At 72.0% G+C, this 17369-nt stretch carries 1 protein-coding gene (only partly in view); it reads right to left on the minus strand.

Going from position 1 to position 17369, the window contains the following annotated elements:
- Positions 1-17369, minus strand: part of the annotated coding region (locus tag VHD82_RS28015; RefSeq protein WP_325710455.1) for a hypothetical protein (this coding region is incomplete at both ends). Its footprint begins 41756 nt before the window's first position; 17369 of its 59125 annotated nt are in view.

The following is a 17369-nucleotide window of genomic DNA, read 5'->3' on the forward strand; positions in this document are numbered from 1 at the left end:
CCTCGGCACCGGCGAGCTGCCCGCCACCGATGCGGACCTTGATGCCCTCCGGTGTCACCTCGACCGAAGCCGGGTTCACCGGCTTGTCCAGGCCGAGGATCGCCGCGAACCGGCTCGGGTCCCCGGCGCTCAGTACGTGGGCGCCCGCGACGAGGTCGAAGGCGGCGCCCGCCGTGGCGCCGGAGTCCAGGCCGCTCCACGGCAAACTCGCCAGCGCCGATGCGAACTCGCGCATTTCTTCGCCGGCCCGCAGGGTGGTGGCCCGCCCTGCGCTACGGGTCTCATCGAGCTTGCGGCCGATGGTGCGGCCGAGCAGCCTGGCGATGGCCTGGTCGATCGCGCGTTCCGCGGTACCCACCGGGATCAGCTCACTGTCGTCCGCGGTGAGCGCCTCGAATCCCCGGCGCAGGGCAGCGAACGCCCGCCTGTTCGCGGCGCCCACGTACCGGATTTCGCCTGCGCTGAAGGAAAGCCGGGCACCGTCGGCGCTGAGATGCGCCCGCAGCTGCTCGTGGATCTCATCCGGCAGGTTCTCGAACCGCTGGACGAGCGCGCTCGGCGTGCCCGCGTCGAACTCCAGCTGATCCGGGTAGTACAGCCCGGCCAGGCGCGGGCTGACGGGCCCGGCCGCCGGCCGGTTCGCCCGGTCGATCGCCGCGAACAGGTTCGGGCTGAACGCTTCGGTGAACTTCCTGCCTTCGGTCCCTTCCGCGGCCCGGGCCTCCTGGACGAACCGCGCGTACCCGGCGAGCTGCGCGGCCGCGTCCTCGTCCGGCCTGACAGTGAGCGCGGCCCGGTAGAGGGCGGCCAGCAGCACCTTGGTGTCCCAGCTGAACCGGGAACCGAGATGCGCCAGGGTCCGTGCGCCGAGGTAGCGCGCGCCGAGCGGCCTGAGCAGCCTCGGCTGTCCGGGCAGCAACCGGTCGTTGTAGCTCCGGATCATCGAGTCGAGTTCGATCAGCCGCTCGGCGGCGCGGGCGAGATCGGTCTCCCGCGCCAAGCGGGCCACCGCGGGCCCGATCCGGTCCCGCAGCTCGATCGCCCGGGGGTCGTCGAGGGTTCGCTCCGGCGCCGTCCAGAACGCCTGCGCCGCAGTGACGTCCTGCCACAGCTCAAGCGCGGTTCGCACGGCGGGCGGCGGTTCCTGCCCCGCCCAGCTGCCGCCGGAAACCGGTCCCCACGGCAATGGCGCCGGGCGAGTGGCGAGGTATTCGTCCACTGTGGACCGCATTGTCGCGAGCGCGCGGCGCGCTTCCGCTTGCACCGCAAGGGCTTCGTTCAGCTGGGCCGGTGTGGCATCGCCTTCCGTCAGCCGCCGCACGAGCTCGTTCGCCGCGCGAAGCCTGGCGTGGTTGCCCGGCATCAGCTGGATCGCCGCCGGTTCGTCCAGCGGGGCGGGCGCGTGTGCGCGCGGCGACTGGACGCGCATGTCGAACTGCGCAAGGAGGTCCCGCGCCGCGCGGAGCAGACGGACCAACCCTTGCGGGGCGGCCGCCTCGGCGAGGTTGTCGAGCGCCTGCCGCTGCTCGCCGGTGAGCGCGTCCAGTGTGCGGCCGATCCGGGCCGGCAGTCTCTCGCCGGGCAGGCCGGGGACGGCCAGCCGGAGGATGTCGCCGAGCGTCACCCCGTCCTGAGCGTCGGCCCGGTACACCTGTTTCGTGAACCACAGCGCGTTCCCGCGATACCCGTGGTGCTCCAGCGCGGCGATCAGGATGACCTCGTTGATCAGGTCGCCGGTGTGCTGCGCCCGGTCGAGGAACTCCAGCGAAAGCGGATCGCCCATCTCGGCGAGCCGGCGCCAGCCCGACTCCTGCCAGGCTTGCGCCACCGCGAGCCGGGCCGCGAACCGGTCAGCGGGCATCGCCTGCCCGGCGGCCTCGGCCCACCGGTTCATCATGAAGACCGTGTCCGCCACCAGGTTCCGCCGGAGTGCGAGCGCCTCCAGCCAGTCGTCCCGCTCCCGGCTTCCCGCGATCCGCGCCTGGATCTCCCGCCACGCCTGGTGCAGCCAGCGGATCTCGGCGCGATCGAACGTCGACCACACAGCCCCGGCCGGGGCGCTTTCCAGCCAGCGCGCCAGCGCGGCCATCGGCGATTCGAGCGTGTCGGCGAGGTTCGACCAGTCGGCGAGCCACTCGGTGTCGGGTTCGATCCGCCGGCCGTGGGTCCGGAGGAAGCCCACGACCTCCTCGTACACGTCCTCGACGGAACGACCGTCCGGGGTGCGGGTGTCGACGCGGCTCACCCGGACGACCCCGTTGAACGCGGTGCCGACCCGCACCTCGCCGGCGGCGACGGTGAACTCGCCGTCGCCGACCTGCACGGGGGCGCCCGCCGAGCGCAGAGTGCGGTCGGCCTCGATCGCGGTCAGCAGTTCATCGCCACGGTGGATCTCCACCCCGCCGCGACGGTCGAGCAGGATCCGGACGCCGTCCGGCGACTCGACGGTGATCGCACGCCGGGTCCGGGCGATGGTCACGCCATTGACCTGGATCCGGGATCCGTCGAGCGCCGTGCCGCCGGGCAGTTCCGTGGTGCCCTCGACCACGGCCGGGCCGGTCCGGCCGACAGTGACCGCGATGCCCCCGCCGAGGTGCACGGTGACCGAGTCGGCGTTGACGCTGATGTCCGGAACCACCAGATCCATGCCCAGCATCGCCCGCAGCCCGAGGCCGTCCCGCGGCCCGTCCGTGGCCGCCTGGTCCACGTGCAACCCGACGGTCAGCTGGGCCAGCAACGCGACCGGGTTGTCGTGCAGCGCGACCGGGATCCGGTGCCCCGGCAGGGAAAGCACGGTCCGGTGGAGCAGTTCCAGCTCCAGCCCCGCACCCGAGTCGAGCAGGTTCGCCATCGCCGGTGTCCCCGGGGCGAACCGGATCTCCCGCGAGTCCGGTGCCGGATACGACTCGAACAGCGCGCTCAGCGACAGGCCCCGGCGCGCGCCGACGAACACCGGCAGGCCACCGGCGGCCGCCCGCGCCGCGAGGCGTCGGTGCACTTTTTCCGGCAGCGCGGCGAAAGCGGGCAGCAGCGCGGGATCGTCGACCACGAGACTTTCGCCGTAGAACTCGCGAAGCCCGGCACTGTCCGCGACGCGGGGGGCTGGGCCTGCCAGCACGTCGGCCGCGGTGAGCCCGGACAGTTCCGCTCGCACCGGCGTCTCGGCGAGGTACTTCGCGAAGCCTTCGAGTTCGCTGAACAACTCGGTACCGACCAGACCGGCCGCTTCGAGCTCCAGGCGGTGGCGCGCGACGAGCACCACCTGCGACTCGACCGTGAGGAACCGTTGTCCATCCACTGTGGACACTTCGAGTTCCTTGCCGGACAGCGTTTCCAGCGGATCGGCCAGCATCGGATCACCGTCGACGAGCGCACGCACCAAGTCGACGGCGATGGCGTCGGCGACGGTTTCGTTGTGCTCCCGGATACCCGACCGGATCATGTTGAGCCGCCGCACGGCCTCGATCACGTCACCGGCTTCGACGGCCCGCTCGTAGCTTCGCGCGAGCGGAAGCAGCGGCGGCAGTGTCCGGACCACATCGCCGGTCGATTCCCAGGCGACCACGGCCTGTTCCCCGTGCGCTGTCTGGAGGTCCGGTTCGTTGAGGTCGGCGAGCACGCGGGTCCAGCGCAGTGCCGCCTTGTTCAGCGTCGTGGTGACCGGTTCGATGGGCGCCGCGACCGTCATCGCCGCGGCCCGCGCCATTTCCGCGCGCAGCAGGCGCGTCGCGTTCACCGCGTCGCGCGCCGCCGTCTGGTCGGCGCCTTCGGCAATCGCATCGCGCAGCTGGTGTTCGGCGCTGAGCAAGCGGTCGTCGGCGACCTCGATGGCACGCGCCCACACCTCGGCCTTCCGCTCCGCGAGCCCTTCCCCGCTCTCTCGGGCGGCTCGCCACGCTTCGACCGCGTCGTACAGCCGGAGACTCTTGGCCTCGGTGTTGGCGACTCCGTCCCGGACCTCATCGGTGTAGGTGGTCCGGAACTGGTCCACCAGCGCCTCGGTGAGACCGGGAACGCGCGCGTCGATCTCCAGCCTCGACGACAGGCGCACCAGCTCGTCGATCAGCCCGGCCGGGTCGGCGGGGATCGGCGACCCGTCGAACCGGCCGACCCCGGTGAGTTCGGCCGTGCCACCGACCCCGGCCAGCGGCTTGCCATCCGCATCGGCCAGGAAGCGCAGCAGCTCCGGGTCGACCACGCTCAGCTGCCCCTGACCGGTCGCGGAATCGCGGTGGTACCGGAAAATCGAGCTGTCGCCGAACGAAAGCGCACGCCAGGCTTCCGGGGCCGAACCGACCAGCTCCTGCAGTCGCTGCAGCGCATCCAGCAGTGCCGGCTCCTGCTCCGCGGCACCGGGTTCGTCCTGGACGGTCTCCACCACGGCATTCGTCCAGCCCGCACCCGCGGACCAGTCGGGTCCGCCGGTGTCACGGGTTCGGGTGTGCAACTCCGCGTAGGCCTGGGCGATCGTCTCGACCATGTCCCGCAGCACGCCGACCGCGCGCGTGCGGGCCGGATCCGTCTTGGCGCTCAGGACCGCGACCAGCGCGCCCTCCAGCGTCACCCCCGGCACCACGGAGGTCAGCAGCACCGCCTTCGTCCGCTCACCGGGAATACGTCCCGCCGCAAGCACCTCGGGCAGTTCGAACTTCTCGAGTCCGTACTGCGCCAGCCGGTCGTAACCCCAGATCGTCGCCGCGAGCCTGCCGATCCGGTCCTGCGGGCGAACGCCGGCGCGGACGGCTGGGCGGTCGAAGACGGTGAGCACCGCACGCGGCCCATCGCTGTCGGACAACAGCAGCGCGTCGCCCCCGTGAGGCGAAAACTCCAAGCCGTCCACCGGAATGCCGAGCTGTCCGGCGGCGAACGCGATCAGCGCCGCGTGTTGCGCGGCGACCGGCCTCGACTGGTCGATCCCGGCCACCTCCGGAAGCGCCGCGACGAAATCGCGCCTTCCGATGGCGTGCACCATCGGACGGCGGCCCGGTGCACCGGTGAAGAACTTCCGTGCGGCTTCGACGATGCGCCGGACGGTCGTTTTGCGAGAGTCGGGCAGCAGGTCGACACCGAAGCGTCGCAGCGCGTTCAGCTCCTTCCGCAGCGCTTCCCGCGCCTGCGCGATTTCCGTCGCGTCCGTGGCGGTTTCGAAGATGCGCAGCGCGGCCGGTTCGGGGCGCCAGCCAAGGTTCTCCCGGATTCGAGTGGCGATTTCCGCCACCGGGATGCCGTCGAGCGTCTCCAGGGCGGCGACCGGCTCGCCGACGCCGAGTTCCTTGGTGATCCGGTCGATCAGCCCGGCCGCGACCTCCACGTCCTGCGCGGCGGGCACACTGTCTTCCTCCACCACCCGGTAGAACGCCAGACTGCCGCCGGAATCCGGGCCGGCAAACCTCAGTGCGTTCCGGAGCTCGGCGTCGAAGAGGCCGAGCAGCTCGGCGATCTGCTCCGGATGACCGGCGAAGGCCGCCGTGATCTCCTCGATCATGGTGTTGCCGGACGCCACCCTGGCATCCGCTCCGGGCGCCAGAATCCGGCCCAGCGCGGCGAAACCGCCGGGGACGATCCGTTCCGCCCCGGTCTCCGGGTCGAGGCCCAGCCTGCCGAGGTCGCCGCTTTCGTACCGGACCGCGAGCGCCGGCGGCGTCGCGCGCGACCACTCGGTGAACTGTCCGATCGCGCCCAGTACCCGGCCGAGCCGGTCGGCCAGCACACCGGCCCGTTCCGGTTCGGCCAGATCCGGGTCCAGGCTCGACGCCCGGAGCGCGGTCTCGAGCCGTTGCAGTTGCAGTGCGGCGCTGTTGAACCAGTAACCGGATTCGATGGCCCGCGCCCAGTGCTGCCCGGCCGCACGCACCGCCCGCGCCTCGGTCGCCGCCGCGGCCAGGACCAGCTTCCTTGCCTGCTCGAACAGTGTGGGGTCCTCGGTTCCGGACCATTCGAACGCCAGATCGCGCAGGGACCGCCCGGTGGGCGCCTCGATCAGGAGCCCGACGTCACCCTCGGCCGTCCGGGCCAGCGCGGCGCCGAACACGTCCGGCACGTCGAGGTCCAGCTCGCGCGCGGCCCCCTCGATACCCGCCAGCCGGCGCGCCATCACCTCCAGCGAGAGGTGCACGGTCACGTCCGCGACGTACAGACCGTCGACGAGCACCCGGTAGCCGGAACCGTCCGGACGCAACTCCAGTTCCGCCGTCCCCGGCTCGATACCGAGCCGGACCTCGGCGAGCTCGCGGATCGACGACATGTTCAGCTGCCGCAGGTTCGTGCCCGGTGCCTCGCGCCCCGGCACGACGTCCAGCCCGCGAACGAAGACGGCCATCGCGTCGGCGCCACCGCCGACGGCCGCATTGGCGTCCGCCAGCAGCCGCGAGCGCCAGGCTCTCCGGGACCGCTCCACCGCGGTCGCACGGCCCTGTTCGGCGCCGAGCACGTCGATCCCCGCCCTGGCCAGTTTCGCGAGCTCGCGGCGAACGGCGTCGAGCCAGGCGACGACCTGGCCGAGATCACGCTCGCGCACGGCGTCGCGCAGGCGGCGCAGTTCGAGCGCGAGGTCCGAGGGCAGCCCGCGTGCGCCGAACGCCGTCCGGATCCGTCCGGCCAGCGACTCGGCCACCGGCTGCGGGGGCAGCGGGTTCCGCTCCGACACCCGGCCGACGAGATGAAGGATGTCGGCGACGGAGACACCGTCAGTACCGGAGCCCTGCTGCGGCTCCAGCTTTTCCACCAGCTCTTCCCAGGTGCGCACCTGCATGGCGCGGGCGAGCCTGGCCGGCAGATCCGCACCGAACCGCACCCGGCAAGCGGTCAGCAGCAGGGCCCGGGCGAACGTGTCCCCGCCGTGCCGGACACGCGCGAGGAAGCGGGTCGTCATGAGGTTGTCGATGCCCTGCACGGCAGGCCACCGCGATGAGGTCACCGCCCGTTCGAACGCGACCCCGGCGGCGAACTGCTGGTCGGCGGGCAGTGCGCGCACCGCATCGGCGAAGGCACGCAACACCTGCTGGGTTTCCTGGATCGCCAGGTACGCCCTGTCGAACAGCTCCGCGAGTTCCGCGACGGAACCGGTGGCCGGATCCCGGCGGAAGTCGGACCGCACCAGCCGCCAGTCGAGATCCGGCCGTGGCTCCAGTGCCGCCCGCAACGCGGCGTTGTTCCGCAGCGCGGGCTGCTGGTCCAGCCAGTCCCGGAGCGCCGCGAGCGGACTGTCCACTTCGGACGCCTGAAGCAGCCAGTTGCCCACGGTCCACTCGTCCGCGGCGGGCCGGCGCACCTGGCTGTCGAAGAAATGCCGCACCAGCCCGGTGTTTTCGGCCGGGGTGAAGCCCTGCGCCGAGCGGTTCGACGCACCGCCGATCCGGATCCGGCCGTCCGCGGTCAGCCGGACGTTCACGCTCAGGTCGGTGGAGTAGGCGAGCACCTCCGCACCGGCAGCCAGCTGCTGTCCCGGCCCTGGCACCAGGGTCCGGTCGTCGTCGGACTCGAAGACCACGGCGCCGTCCCGCTCGACCCGCACGGCCCCGTCGGCACCGATCAGGATCGTGACGCCGTCGGCCCGCCGGATCTCCACACCGTCGGTCCCGGTGCGCCTGAGCCGGGTGCCGACGAGCCCATCCTCCAGTTCCAGCCAGCCGTCCCGCAGTGTCGCGCCCGGCGCGTCGAAGACGTCGTACGGTCGCCCGGACACGCTGACGACGAATTCGCGGTCCGGGCCGATCAGCACGGTGACGCCGGCCGCTGGGCCGGCCAGCGCGTGCACTGCCACCGTGTCGTCTTCGATGACCACCAGCGGCGGGTCCGCGGCCCGGCGGGCCTTGAACAGGTCGTCCAGCGCCCAGCCGTCGTCGTTGAAGCTCGACAAGTAGGCGCCCGCGAGCTCCCACAGCTCCGGCACGGACCCGCCGCGAGGCGCGATCGCCTGCAGCAGATCGGTTACGGCTGTTTCGTCGGCGCCTTCGGCAAGCAGCCTGCCGAGCGGGCGCAGGAACGCCGGCCCGCTCCGGCCCAACGGGATGGTCTGCCCGGCGGACTCGCTCGCCTGATACCCGTCGTGCAATTGCGCGAAAGTGGCGAGCGGAGTCGCGCCGACGTACGGAGCGGCACCGAGGTGCAGCACCCTGCCGGTGAGGGCCAGCTGGTGCGCCAGGAACCGGTGCACCTCGACCGGGATCTCCGCGAGTGCCCACACCTGGGCGAAAACGGGGGCACCCAGCCCGTCGACGACGAGCCTGCCGCCGTAAACGGAGTCCAGGAACTCCCAGCGATCGGCGTAGCCGCGCGGGATCCGCACCGCGCTGCCGAAGAACTGGTCCTGGACGGACCCGTACGGATACCCGGGCAGCACCTCGGCGACCGACCGTCCCGCAAGGGCGGGATCGGCCGGAGTGCCGCGCAGGAACGAGAGGTAGCCGACGATTTGCCTTTCGAGCGCCCGGCCTTCGAAGCCCCTCAGCACGAGCAGCGCCCGGAAATGCGCCGCCAGGTGGATCTGGGTCTCCGCGTCGAAGTACCCGTTCGCCACGCGGACCCGGAACGCACCACCCAGCTGCGCACTGACCGGCCCGTACCGCGGGTGGTCCCGGTCGACCTCCCTGGAGTACCAGTTCAGCCCACGCGTCATGTCGAAGAGCAGGCTCGCTGCCGCGAACACGTTCGCCGCGGTCGGCTCCTGGCCCAGCAGCGCGGAATACTCCGCCAGTTCCTGTTCCAGGGTCTCCCGTTCGATGCCCTCCTCGAGGGATTCGATGGTGCGGCGCAGGGCATCCGTGAAGTCACCGACCGGTTCCGCCACCGCGGGGATTTCCGCTGGAGCTTCGGCGGTGACCGGTTCGGCTGGCGCAAGTGCTTGCTGCGCCTGGAAATGCTCGTACCGGGCGATGTTGACCGCAGCCCGTGCCGCGGCGAGTTCCGCGGGATCGTAGGAGTTCCGCACGGCGGCCAACCGCGCCTCGGCCTCGTCGAGCCTCGCCTTCGCGGCCTCGGCCCTGGCGCGTGCGGCCGGGGGCGCGCCTTCCTCCTGCTCGCCACCGGACGCCATCACCACCGACTGCCCGGGAACCCCGCGCGGCACATACACCGGCGCCCAGCCGGGGCCGTCTCCTTGCCGCACCGGTGTTTCGGCGGGCGGCAGCAGCTGCCGGAAGGCCTCGCCGACGGTCAGGCCCACCGTCACCGCGCCGACAGCCGGCATTTCCCGGCCCCGCGTCGCAAAGGTGAGGGCCGCCATCAGGAGTGCTTCGGCGGGCGTCCCGTCTTCGAAGCGAACGAGGTCCAGGAAGGGTGCGCCCAGCGGGCCGCCGTCGGCCGCGATCTCGGCCCAGGCCGCACGAGCGGCGGATTCCTCCGGCGGCAGCCCGCGGAGCAGGGCTTCGGTCTCCAGCACAGCCTCGTGCGCGGCGGTGAGCGCGCTCGCGAGCTGGCCGATGGTCTCGGCTGTGCCGAGTGATCGCCGGGCGGCGTCCCAGCGCGCCACGGCCGCCTCGGCCTCCGCTGCTGGAATCGCCACGGTTTCCAGCCCTGCCAACGGGTTCTCGGTCCGCTGGGCCAGCTCGGTCCACCAGTCCAGCTGTCCGGTCACCGGCCGGTACAGCATCAGCCCGTCCTGTCCCCGGCGGATCTCGGACTGCACGTACAGCCCGATCCTGGTGCCGAACACCTCGGCCACGCTCGGGAAGTCCTCGTCGTCGAAGTCGAGGCGCAACCTCTCGCGCATAGCCGTGGCTTCGGCCAGCTGCGCTTCGACTTCCGCGAGCAGCCTGCCGTCGCCAGGGTCCAGCCGGAGCTGCGCTGCCTGCTCCTCCAGCGCGGCGGCCCGCTGCTCGAACAGTTCCGCCACACGGGCCTGCCCCTCCTCGTCGTGCCAGTCGAAACCGCGGCCGGGCCAGATCGCCGATCCGTCGCCGACGGCGCGCATCACGATGCCGGTGACCCCGGGTGAACGCCGGAACAACACGTCGAGGAAGGAGTTGAACTCGGCGGAGAACCCCTTGCCGCGCAAGGTCTGGGGCAGGAAATTGTCCACGTCGTACACCAGGATGGTGCCGTCGTCGTCCCGTTCGAAGGCCCGCTGGGCGAACCCGGTCGAACCGGGGAAGTCCGGATGCCCCACCTCGAACAAGATCTTGGGGACGCCGTCGCTGGTCCACACGGTCGCACCGCGGACGACCCGGACGGTCAGGCCACCGAACGTCCGGCCGGCCAGGTGCAGCGCGAACAGTTCCTCGACGGCGCCGGCCGGGATACGCGCCGGCCTGCCCCGGTCCGGGAGGAAATCGCCGACGGGCACGTTCAACGGGCCCGAGTCGCCCGCGGCCCGCATTTGCCGCGCGTGTTCGCGGAGTGCAGCCACTGCACGCTCGGTCTCGGCCTGGCGCGGAGCCGCCGTGGCCGTCAACAGCGAGTCGTCCCCTGCTTCGCGCAGGCTTCGCAGGTCGGCACGCAGCGCGTGCAGCGCATCGATGATGTCCCGGCGGTCGCCACCGCGGACCGCCGTTTCCAGTGCGTCCACAGTGGACGGTGGTTCGCCGAACGCGGCCCGCACCCGGTCGGTCAGCGCGGAGCCCGGCAGCCGGCCCGCGAACAACCGAGCGACATCGCCGACCGAGACACCGTCCGGCTTCGGCGCACCGTCGAGCTCCACCGCGTCGGCGATCTCGGCCGCGCCGTCGACCCCGTATTCCTCCAGCGCCGCGATCAGCAGCGACCGCACGGTGGGAAGCACACCGTGCTGGACCTGGTCCAGGAAGCCCGGCGCCAGCGGGCCACCCTGCGCCGACATCCTCGACCGGACCGAACCGATCGACGCCGCAAGCTGCGCCCGTTCTTCTTGGGACACCTGGACTTCCCACGCGGTCAGCCTCGCTGTCGCCTCGGTGACTGCCTGGTGCGCCGCGCGCAGGGCGGCGACCAGTCCGCCGTCCGCACCGCGCACGGCGGCAGACGCACGGACCCGGGCCCAGAGCGCATCGAGCTCGGCCACTGCCTCCTGATCGAAGGTGGCTGTGCCGGCGAGCGCGTTCAGCAGCACCGGCAACGGATGCCGGCCGGTGGCGACGAGTTCGAGCCAGTCGTCCAGTGTCGTGAAGCTGACGGCGGGGCCCGGAGCCGGGTCGCGGGGATCCTCGTGCAGCCGGTCGAAGGCACCGTCCGAGCCGCTCCGGTCGTAGAACTCCTGGCCCAGCGCTTGCACGAACGACTGCCCGGACAGCCCCGCCTTCGCCGGGGTCCCCGCGAGGCGGGCGGCGTAGGCGGCCACGGCCTGCGCGAGGGCGGGGCCAGTGAGCCCGTCGGCCGCCCGCGTTGCCTGGTACAGCGTCGTAAGCAGCGTCTGCGCATCGAAGCTGTAGTACGGGTTGCCGTCAACGCTCTGATACGTGGTCAACGTGACCGCCGAGCCGTAGAGCGCACCCAGTGGGTCGAGCAACGTCGGTATGGCCGGATTCCGCAGCAGATCGGGATTGTCCGCCCGAGCGGTCCAGTACCGCCCATCCGCCGTCAGCACGACGCCCGGCCCGAACTCCTCCTGCAGCGGCTGGTTCGGCAGCACGTCGTGGAAGATCCCGTCGGTGTCCTCGGCGAGCACCAGCTGGACGAGTTCGTTGTAGGCCCGGATCGCCGAGGCGACATCCGCGAGCGCCACGCGCGCCGGCTCCACCTGGAGCATGACCGCGGCGTCGCTGTAGCGCTGCACCGCCGGGCGGACTTCCTGGCGGAGCTTGTCCAGTGCGAGCCGGGCTGTCGCCGCCGTCTGCCGGAAGGCGACGCTGCCCTCCGCTTCCGCGATTCCCTCGGCGACCGCGATCGCGCGCGCCCAGGTGTCTTCCATACCCGCCGCGGCGTTCTGCAAGTGCCAGGCGATCGTGCCGGCCTGCGCCGGGGGCCCGGACCAGCCGGCCGCGGGCATGACCGCGACAGCTTGAGCGCGCTGCGCCGCCGCCCGCGCGCGGACATCGTGGGCCGTGGGCCGGCGAGCTTCGGTGTAGACGGACGGCTCCGGTGCGTACGCCGTCGTCGCCCCCGGCGGCAACACCGGCGGCAAGGGGCCGTTCTTCAGCACCACCGCGCGGTAGAACACCACCGCCACAACGCTTTCCGTGACAGCCGCGAGGTCCAGCTCGCCGGACCGCGGCAGCCTGGCCCGGTGCAGGTCCAGCTCCGCCGGGTCCAGCAGGGAAAGGCTCGGGAGTTCCAGCCCTTCTTGGTAGGTCACCGGAATCCGGTACTCACCGCCGCTGTAGTCGGTGATGAGCACGGTCAGGCCGGCCGGCCCGGCCGACACCCGCACGCCGCGAACCGTCGCGTTCAGCCGCAGCCGGATGGCGCGTTCGAGCTGCGCCCGCTGCTGCTCGCTCACCTGCGGGACCCACTCGGGCAGCCGCTCGCCGACGTCCCCGACCTCCCCGGTGGCGATCAGCGTCTGCACCGCCGCGTACAGGCTGTCCGCGATGATCGGCGCCGACAGCCGGTCGATCCGCTGCACCCCGGGCACCCGCAACTGGAAGGCGCCGCGCTCGTCGCGCTCCAGCAGATCGGTCGGCAGGATCGCCCGGTGTTCCCTGGCAGCTTTGAAGAAGCCCCATTCCGGCAAGGTGTCGCCGGTATCGGCGAAGAGCAGGATGTCCCCGTCCGCACCGGGGTGGCTCAGCCGGACGCCGAGCTGCCCCGCCGGGGTCCGGTAGACGTGCACAGCGACCCGCGTGCCGGCGAAGGCGGCGCGAATCGTGGCCTCGATGATGGCCAGTTCCGCCCGGTCCGCCGGGTCCTGCACGGAAGCGGACGGCGTGGGCAGCAGTGCTCGCAGCTCCTCCGGCACGGCGCGGCCGACCGCGGTCAGCAGTCTGTCGAGGTAGGCGGCGCGCGCCTCGCCTGCGGGCGGGAGACCGGGCAGCGCGAGCACGACCGGTCCATCGGCGATCCACCGGCCCTGCACGAGCCGGAAGCCCGGCAGCCGGACGACCGGTCCGGACAACGTCGCGTCCACGCTGACGGCGAACCGCCACCGGGTGGTGCCGGGCACGCCGGTGTCCCAGCCGAGCTCGTCCCCGCCGTCTTCGACGAAGCCCTCGATACCCAGCTGCCGGACCCGCGCCCGCACATCCGACATCAGCTCCGCCGGGGTGACTTCGGCACTCATGCCGTCCGGCGCCGGCCCGGACAGTACGAGTTGGCCCGGCTGCACGACCGTACGGTCGGCGCCGGGTTCGGCGGCCGCCATCGGCTCGGCGTCCCGCATGCTGACGATCCGCACCGGAAGGGTGCCCCAGTCCGAGTCCACGGCCGGCGCCGTGCGAGCCGGTGCTCCGGCGCGTGGCACAACCGCCGGGAGGTCCGCGGGGGCGAGCGGAATCCCGCGTGCGGTCAGGATCTGCCGCAGCGCATCGCCCTGGGTATACGCGTCGCGCACCGGTTCCAGCACGGTCCCCGGATCGGCATCGGCCATACCCCGCGCCCGCAGGGCCGCGCTCAGCAGGATCCGGGAGACGATCGTCCCGTCATACGGCTGCTGGTCCAGTGACGCCGTGGACAGCGGCGGCGTCATCGTGCTCCACCAGCTGGCGTCCCTGGCCTCGTACAACGCCAGTTCGGCGGCGAACCGGTCCGCGGGCTCGGACCTCGCCGCCTGCGCCCACTGCTCCAGCACGCCGTTGATCTGCTCGATCAGGCCGTGCGCTTCGACCAGCAACTCGGCGTACTCGGGATAGCTGCTGCCACGGGCGATCCGTTCGACGACATCGGCCCAGCGCCACCTCAGCTCGTCACTGCGCGCGCGATCGAAACCCGCTCGCTCCGCGAACCCGGGCGGCGCTTCCGGACCGTCCAGCCAGACTTGCAGGTGACTCAACGGTGTCTGGTTGCCGGTGCGGGCCGCGTAATCGTGCCACCGCTGCCGGCCGTTCGAGGCGAGTGGCGGCTCGGCCAGCCGGGTCGCGAAGAATTCGATGACGCGATCGCGCACCTCGGCCGCGCCGGTGCCGTCCGGGGTGCGATTCGCGACCGGGCCGACCCGGATGGTGCGGCCGTCGGTGCCGACCATGACCAAGCCGTCCGCGGAAGTAGCGCTGACGACACCGCCCGGCTCCGCGGTGATCTTCGTCGCGGGCAGCCTGAACGGCGTCGCGGGATCGAGCGGAGGAAGCACCGTCCGGTCCGCGGCGATCCCGACCACCCACTGGCCGTGCTGATAAACCGTCACCCGGCCGTCCGGGGCGACGACCGTGGTGATGCCGTCCGGCCCCTCGACGATCCGGTCTCCGGTGGCCGGGTCACGGCGGATCGACGTCACGCGGCCGGCTTCATCGGTGAAGCGGGCTTCAAGACCCTCGATGACGACCGTGGTCCCGTCGTCAGGCCCGCCCGCGTCCGTGTTCAGGACCGGTGCCCCGGCGGCGCCGAGTACCACCGCCGGTCCGGTCCGGTCCGGGCGTTGCAGCCGCACTGTCAGCACGTCGTCGTGAAGTTCGACCGCGGGTGGCACCGCGGGTAGGTCCACCCCGAGCGACTCGTTGAGGGCCGGCCAGTCCCGCTGCCCGGTCAGCTGCTGGTACACCAGGTCCGACAGGTAGTCGGCGAGCAGGTCGGCACCGATTTCGGCGAGGGAGGACAGGCGCGCCCGGCCCCCATCGGGGTTGGACCCGAGGCTGAGCTGCTGACCGGGCAACGCCGCCACCAGGTCGTGGATTTCGGCCCACCCGGCGGTGGTGTCGATGAAAGACCCGCCGGCCGGATTCGTGAGCCCGATGATCAGGTGCGCCAGTTCGTGCGTCGGGACCCGCCGCAGATTGTCGGCCGCGCTGGTGAGCGTGCGCCCGCCGTCCAGCAGCATCGAGCGGCCGTCCGGCTCCCCGTCCTCGGAAAGCGCGACGAACTCGGAACTGCCGATGGTGAGCCGTCTGATGGGGTATTCGGCGAGTCCGTGGGTCTGGTCCACGCCCTTGATGCGGTGTTTCGGGTGCAGCCCGGCGAACATCTGCTTGGCCCAGCCGCCGATGTACCCGGCGTAGCCCGTGCCGAGGTGGATCGAACCGCCGCCTTCCGCCAGCCCCACCGCGACCAGCCGGTGCACGTCGTCAGGCAGCGCCGCCAGCACGCGCAGCTGCATCCCTACCATCGGCCCGTCGTCCTCGACCTGCACCCGGTCGCCGTAGAAATCGCGCAGCCGCGCCAGGTTCCGCGCGAAGTCCGCCGGTCGCGGGACGCCGGCCGCGCTGCGGTTCAGGTCGATCTTGACGTACAGCTCGGTACCGAACACCTTGACCGGATGGGCGTTGACGAGTTCGGGATCGGGGGTCGCGTCCGCCAGGAAACGGGCGTAACCGGAGACCTCGCCGTCCAGCTCCGCACCGCGCAGGCCGTTCGTCTCCAAGAGTGTCCGGTACAGGGCGGCCACCAGCACCTGGCTGTCGAACGAGTACAGCTCCCGGCCGGAGCGCCGGCTCGTGGTCAGCCGGAAGACGCCGCCGTAGTTCACCCCCAGCGGGTCGTGCAGCAGCGGGCCCGCCGGGTTCCGCAGCGCTTCGGGGTTCGACGGCTCGGGCAGCCAGACTCGCCCGTCGACCATGGTCGCCGTCGGTGCGACCGCGTCTTCGCCGTGGTGGATGGCCAGCATCTGGTCCGGCAGCAGGTCCTTGAACACACCCTCCTGATCCGCGTCGAGGACGGACCGGACGAACTCGTTGTAGGCGCGGATCCGTTCGCTCACGTGCAGCAGTGCGGCCGCGGACGCGGAGACGTCCTGCGCCGCTGTCCCGTCGGTGTACTGCTGCACCGCAGGACGGACTTGGCCGCGCAGGAACTCCAGCGCCCGGCGCGCGCCTTCCTCCGCCGTCGCGGACACCGACCCGGACGCGGCGAGGATCGTCCGCATCCACATCTCGTCCTGCTGCAACACCGCGAACTGCAGATGCGCGGTCAGGGAAGCGGCCGCCGGAACCGGCCCTCCGAAGGGCTCGGCCGCCGGAACCGCGAACTGCGCGCCGCGCGCGGCGGCAGCCCGCATACGCAGGTCCTGCACGGCGATCCGGCGTGTCCGATCGGCTTCCGCGCGGATCGTATGCTGCTGGTGTAGCTGCTCGGCGTACTGGATCCGCGCGTCGTTCAGCTGATCGCGGACTTCGCTCAGGTCGTGGCCGGATCCCAGCCGCAGCGCTTCTTCCAGCACAGCGATGCGGGCGGCCGTTTGCCGGATTTCGGTGCCGATCCGGGCCGCCGGGCCGACGCCGCCCGGGAGCATGTCGTCGAGGCCGTATGCGACTTCCCGGTAGCGATACACAGCCGCGAGACTGTCCACAATGGCCGACGAGTCCGCCCCGTTCGGCACCACCAGCCGGTGCGTACCCGGTTCTCCCTGCCGCATCAGGAAAGCGACCGGCCGGGCCAGGCCCTGCCGCAGCAGTACCGGCACCTGGTACTCGCCGTGGCCGTCACGGCCCCGGAGCAGGATTCCGTTCGCACCGGCCTCCACCCGGACCGATACTCCGTACCGGGCCTGGATCTGCCGTTCGAGGTCGAGCCGCGCCGGTTCGGCCATCCGCAGCGGCCAGCCCGCGGCGGGCACGTCGGCCCCGTACAGGTTCTCGGCCAGCGCGTACAGCTGGTCGGCGATGATCAGCTCGCCGTGCCGGTCCAACGAGGGCACCCGCAGCCGGAGGAACCCGTCGCCACGCGGGTCGGCCAGTTCACCGGGGGCGATCGGCCTGCCTTCCCGCAATGCCGTGAACAGCGGCCAATCCGCCGGCGACGGCTGGTTGCCGGCGATCAGCCACAGATCAGGCAGGTCCGGCCGGTAGGTGAGCCGGACGGCGACCTCACCGTTCGGGATTTCGTACGCCGCGACCTCGACCTGCTGCCCGCCGAACCGGGCCAGGACCGCATCCTGGATTCCGGTCAACACGGCGGGATCCACGATCTGGCCCGCGACGTTCCATCCGGCGGGCCACGCCTGCGGGCGCGGCGCCGCGCCGCCCGGAACCGAAGCCATCGACACGACCGCACCGGAGGTTCCACCGGGCGAGATCCCCGTCCCGAGGCGCCTGCCGAGTTCGGCTTCGAACTCGCCCCGCTGCGCCAGGGACCACTCGCTGTCGGCGGCCCACAGCAAGCGCACGGGGTCGCCCGTCCACGACTCCGCACCGTCGAGCATCCGGTCGGCGACCCTGGCCGCGGCCTCGGCCGGCAGGCCAGGGTTCCCGCCGACGGTGCTGGTGAACCGGCCCTGTGCCGGCAGCTCGGGTGCGCCGATGGCGAGGCCACCCTCGAACGCGGTCATCGTGACGGCCGAGACCCGGCCGGAGAGCAGTGCCGAAGGCCCGGCCGGGGCAGGCACGTCCAGCCCCGCCGCGTCGATCGCCGCGACCAGCGAACCCCTCAGCCCGGTG

This window comes from Amycolatopsis sp. (genome assembly GCF_035546795.1).
In the GTDB taxonomy this organism is placed as follows: domain Bacteria; phylum Actinomycetota; class Actinomycetes; order Mycobacteriales; family Pseudonocardiaceae; genus Amycolatopsis_E.